Origin of the sequence: Psychrobacter sp. CCUG 69069 (assembly GCF_021023115.1) — a bacterium.
GTDB classification, from domain to species: Bacteria; Pseudomonadota; Gammaproteobacteria; order Pseudomonadales; family Moraxellaceae; genus Psychrobacter; species Psychrobacter namhaensis.
Genome location: NZ_QQAI01000033.1, coordinates 1 through 4,813, shown reverse-complemented (window position 1 = coordinate 4,813; position 4,813 = coordinate 1). Strand labels below are relative to the sequence as shown.

The window sequence follows — 4,813 nt, the reverse complement described above, 5'->3', positions numbered from 1 at the left end:
ATAGTGAGGTACTACAGACGGCTAGAACGTCAAGAAAGGGCTGTCAAATGCGTATTAGGCAAATCCTATTGTAAATACATTCTAAACAGTAGCTTATATTGGTTAATCTATACTTCATACACAGTTGTCATGCGCATATTTAGGGTAATATCAAGCTCAATAGCACTGTGTATCAAGGGCTGAAAATGGCAAATAACTGGGATTTAAATATTATCTTATGACTTCCAGCACTCCCTTTAATCTCCTTAGAGCATTTAACATTGATTAGTCGGTGCAGGCTCACGCGGATTTTCATTTCCAACTGGATAAGGTTTTGTTAATGCGAGAACTTACGAACGAACCAACCGTAATTATTGACGGTTTAGAGTTGCCTATTTTGAACACTGGCAAAGACGGCAAGATATACAACTGCTACGTTGAACCATTGCAAAGATTTAAGCGTGAGATTGACGCAATGCTGTCACATCACAATAGGGTGTTCATACTTAGAATGGACGTTCATGTTGACGCGCACAGTCCAACCAATGAAAAGATGACTAGGTTTTTACGTAGCTACGTGTCACGCATTCAAAGGAATTACAAAACAAAGAATGTCGGTACTATTTGGTGTCGTGAGGTTGAGAAAGTAAAAAAGCAGCATTATCACTTGGCTGTCATGGTTGATGGTAGCAATGCCACTAGAGTGAGTAAGGAGCTGCTAAGAATGGCTGATGAGGTGGCAAAACATCAAAAACTAAGTATCGGATATTGTGATAACGCATCATACCTAATCAAGCGTACAGACTTAGCCAAAGGCGATTACAGCACCTATAAAGAGGCATTCGAACGTCTATCTTACTTAGCCAAAGAGCGTGGCAAAACAATCAAAGCTGAACGCGCCAATTCATATCAAACAAGCCGTATCAAGCCACGATTGAACGAGCATGGGCAAATATTCACTGCAGGCGATGACTACAAAAAAGCGATAGCAGCCAAAGCAAATCGAGCAAAGCAAGTCACACCAAAAACCACAGCCACAGAAAAACCACTTCACATGATGACCGATGACGAACGACAGTTACCGTTATTTGCTTAATCATTTCGATGTTGCAGGGGAAAACATGGCAGCACTAGCGACCACTTCAAGCCTGAGTAATTACCCTCGGTTGAGTATCTCACGCTATCGTGACCAGTTGAGGCAATCAGGCAAGGCAAGCAGCATTGAGTTAAATTACTCGTATCGTGGCAAGTCTTACAGATACTCTGTGCAGCTAACAAAAACATCATGCAATTATGGTAACTTCCGCCATTGGTGGCTATGTCCTTCGTGCAGCAAGCGAGTAGCAGTGTTGTATTGTGCAGGGACTTACGTCTGTAGGCATTGCCTGAGCGTTCCTTACGGCTCACAGCTACAGCAACCCATTGATAGATTATTCAGTCGTGCAGACGCAATCAGGCAGCGTTTAGGGTGGCAAAGTGGTGTTGCTCATGGCATAGGTGAACGACCTAAAGGTATGCACCACAGCACGTATGAAAGGCTAGTGAATGAGCATGAGCGAGTGACGGCTAAGATATGGCAGCAAACACTCGATAAACTCGGTTGCACCAGTTGAGGCAAGATAAGCTATGAGCAGATTAACATTAGATGACTTACTCGATCAGTTAGAACAGGCAAGGCAAATCGCCATAGATGACCGCAAACCGTCTGCAATGATACAAGCCACTGCTACTATGGCAAAGCTGACAGGGTATGACAGACCACAGTTAAAAGACGTAAATGCCGATGCGGTGCAGACCATTAGTGACCTGATGAATGAATTGGCAAACGATGACCAGTTGCTAACTCAAAGGATAAGCCATGCAAAAGATGAGTATTGATGACCTGATGACAGAATTAGACGATGCTAGATTGACCGCTAAGGCTAACGGACAAGCATCTGCTATGGTTGCTGCTACCATGTCAAAAGCAAAGCTGCTAGGGCTAGATAAGGGCGTTACTGATGATAACGAGGTGCAGCCAGTTAGTGTGATAGTGAATGTCAAAGACGCTCGCAAACCTGACAGGGTGTGTTAGTTTTCGGACACGTTAGAACCTGATAAAACCTGACATTCAAATCAAGGTAGCGACAGCCAAACGATGTTAAAAGCATTGTTAAAAGACAATCAATAAAACCTGAACAGCCCAAAAACACTTGGGACACAGCCGACAGTTCGATGCCTCTACAGCGCACCGAACACGATTTATTGAGCATAACCCCCACTGGGGACTATCTATTCCACTATCCAAAACTGGACGTTCACACCCTAGTCACCAATGGTGATTGGATAATCCAAGTCACAGATTGTGATCGGGTATCGTAGAATTTAGGACACCCCCAAAAGTGGGGACATTAAACGAGACCACCGTTTCGATGACCTCGAGAAATTAACACTCACTCACCATGATGGTGAACGTCAAAACAGACCACGATCAGGCAAAACAAAAAGCGATTGTTGGTATTATTGTTGGTATTGAGAATAAATAAATTCAAGAAACACCGTAACCACTGGGCGTACAGACGACAGTTTGTGTTCTAGTATAGGAACTAAACTATAAAATAAGGGGGGGGGGTTATCCAAAGTTGTATATTTATAATTATAAATATACAAAATATTGTTTATTTGCTATAACTGTGGGAACTTATTGCGGCACTGCTTGGAGATGAAAATGTATCATGCATAATAAATTACAAGGAAGTAACTTAACACGAGCCATGCTAGAGCACGATTATAAAAATATATGGTGTGCTGTTGATGATAATAGTGATAAACAAGCAACAAGTAATCTAAATGGCAACGACTTTACAGCTTACATCGTAAAATATCAGAACGGATATTTCTATTGTGACGGCGGTATGCAATGGTTATATGCTGTGCCAATTAAAATAGTACCGTTAACAGACATAGAAGTAATTTTTAGTAAAATAGCCTACTAACTATAGCGGGTTTTTATTGCTTAAAAAATGATTTTCGGACATCGTAAGAAAAGACTTTCTGCACAGGTAAAGGCGGTTATTTATCTCACTGCCCAAAACTTCACACTTCAAATTCAGCAATCAATCAATATTCATTCAATCGCCTATCATTAGCCTATACCCAAAACATAAAATCAGTAAATGATAGCCATTCTATCAATAGACTATCTTTGATGATTAAACGATAGTAATTACCCATTATTATCATTGAACACTCAATATTAAGTCTAAGTGATAATTATCTGATAATTTCATTGCCTCGTCATTCCATAGCCAAACTAATCACCGATGATATGAGCTGAGATAGTAGCAATTTGCTGTCTAAACGGCTCGCATTTCAATTCTAAGGGTAAAGTGGTACTAAGTTACCTATTGAGCAGTTAAAGCACCTTATAGGGCAAATCTGAGCAGTTGGCTATTATCTGATGATTATCTGAGGTTGGTTAATAACTTCACCAGTGACCAATAATTCAAATCTGAGTTATCAACAAACAAAAAGCAGTTAGTCTTATTTTTTATTTATTAATGTTTTTTATTTATTAGCTCCCTCGCAGACCTTACCACTCATAGCCTACAGCGTTCATAAGCACACGTTTCCCGTGCAATAAGCACACGTTTCCCGTGCAATAAGCACACGTTTCCCGTGCAATAAGCACACGTTTCCCGTGCAATAAAACACAACTTATGATAACGTGTTTTAATATCGTTATTGAGTGTTCTATCATGTCAAAGTTAGTCGTCAAAGATACCGCATTAATCAATGCAAGCTACAGCCTCGGATTGTCTGAGCAGCGACTAATCTTGTTAGCAATCTTAGAGGCACGGCAAAACAGCCATGACGGCAACTATGACAAGCGACTGGTGGTTAGTGCTGACAGTTACATGACACACTTCAATGTAAAGCGTAGTGCTGCTTATGAGGCATTGCAGACGGCTTGTAAGAACCTATTTGAGCGTAGATTTAGTTATCAAGAAAAACGCACTAGAGGCGTTGCAAATGTTACTAGCCGATGGGTTAGTGAGGTCGCTTATATCAATGAAACGGCAACCGTTGAAATTGTTTTTGCTCAGTCAGTCATACCGCTAATTACTGAGCTAGAAGGACGCTACACCAGTTACACCATAGAGCAAGTAGCAAACCTAAATAGTGGCTATGCAGTGCGTCTGTATGAGCTGCTAATTGCCTTTCGTAGCACTGGCACTATCACACCTATGCAGCTAGCAGACCTTAGAAACAAGCTAGGCGTTCTCGATGGTGAATATGAAAGAATGCACCATTTCAAAGCTAGGGTGCTAGACCTTGCAGTCAGTCAAATTAACGAGCATACAGATATAACGGTCAAGTATGAGCAGCACAAAACAGGTCGCACCATTACAGCAATATCATTCAAATTCAAGCAAAAGAAAGCACCTGAGCCAATCGTCAAAGATGACAGTTATATCAAAATGACTGACAGCCAAATCAAAACATTCAGCAAAAAGTTAGCTGCATTACCTGAGCTTGGCAGTAATGCGCCAATGGGTGCAAGTGCTGAGCAGTTCGCGGCAATCATAGCCGATGACCTCAAAGACGCTGATAAGCAAAAGAAATATCACAAGCACTTAGCAAAGGTCGGTTATCAATTATCAAAGAGCAAGGTTAAGTAAAAAAGTGCTCACAGATTGACGCTGACAGCCTCGCAATTCAGTTTTGATAGTGAGGTACTACAGACGGCTAGAACGTCAAGAAAGGGCTGTCAAATGCGTATTAGGCAAATCCTATTGTAAATACATTCTAAACAGTAGCTTATATTGGTTAATCTATACTTCATACACAGTTG

The 4,813-nt window shown here is 41.1% G+C and carries 6 protein-coding genes; all 6 read left to right on the top strand.

Annotated elements, in window-relative coordinates:
• Window positions 1-319: 319 nt before the first annotated feature.
• Window positions 320-1,075 carry a YagK/YfjJ domain-containing protein gene (locus DVY93_RS12270; protein ID WP_230711037.1) on the top strand — a complete coding sequence of 252 codons (756 nt, stop codon included), beginning with the start codon at window positions 320-322 and terminating at the stop codon, window positions 1,073-1,075.
• A complete protein-coding gene (locus DVY93_RS12265) occupies window positions 1,044-1,592 on the top strand; it encodes a hypothetical protein (protein WP_230711035.1) in 549 nt (182 codons plus the stop codon). Before DVY93_RS12270 ends, DVY93_RS12265 begins: the two co-directional genes overlap by 32 nt.
• Window positions 1,593-1,605: 13 nt before the next feature.
• Window positions 1,606-1,857: a hypothetical protein gene (locus tag DVY93_RS12260; RefSeq protein WP_201560071.1), complete on the top strand. Its 252-nt coding sequence runs from the start codon at window positions 1,606-1,608 to the stop codon at window positions 1,855-1,857.
• Window positions 1,838-2,053: a hypothetical protein gene (locus tag DVY93_RS12255; RefSeq protein WP_230711033.1), complete on the top strand. Its 216-nt coding sequence runs from the start codon at window positions 1,838-1,840 to the stop codon at window positions 2,051-2,053. Before DVY93_RS12260 ends, DVY93_RS12255 begins: the two co-directional genes overlap by 20 nt.
• A 640-nt stretch (window positions 2,054-2,693) precedes the next feature.
• Window positions 2,694-2,954 carry a hypothetical protein gene (locus DVY93_RS12250; protein WP_201569649.1) on the top strand — a complete coding sequence of 87 codons (261 nt, stop codon included), beginning with the start codon at window positions 2,694-2,696 and terminating at the stop codon, window positions 2,952-2,954.
• Window positions 2,955-3,716: 762 nt separating this feature from the next.
• Entirely contained in the window at window positions 3,717-4,640 is a 924-nt protein-coding gene (gene repM, locus DVY93_RS12245; RefSeq protein ID WP_230711031.1) for a replication initiation protein RepM, read from the top strand.
• Window positions 4,641-4,813 lie beyond the last annotated feature (173 nt).

Bases quoted from the DNA above. Each gene is read 5' to 3' on its own strand.
- DVY93_RS12260 (WP_201560071.1), top strand. From the start codon at position 1,606: ATGAGCAGATTAACATTAGATGACTTACTCGATCAGTTAGAACAGGCA.
- DVY93_RS12265 (WP_230711035.1), top strand. From the start codon at position 1,044: ATGACGAACGACAGTTACCGTTATTTGCTTAATCATTTCGATGTTGCA.
- DVY93_RS12270 (WP_230711037.1), top strand. From the start codon at position 320: ATGCGAGAACTTACGAACGAACCAACCGTAATTATTGACGGTTTAGAG.
- repM (WP_230711031.1), top strand. From the start codon at position 3,717: ATGTCAAAGTTAGTCGTCAAAGATACCGCATTAATCAATGCAAGCTAC.
- DVY93_RS12255 (WP_230711033.1), top strand. From the start codon at position 1,838: ATGCAAAAGATGAGTATTGATGACCTGATGACAGAATTAGACGATGCT.
- DVY93_RS12250 (WP_201569649.1), top strand. From the start codon at position 2,694: ATGCATAATAAATTACAAGGAAGTAACTTAACACGAGCCATGCTAGAG.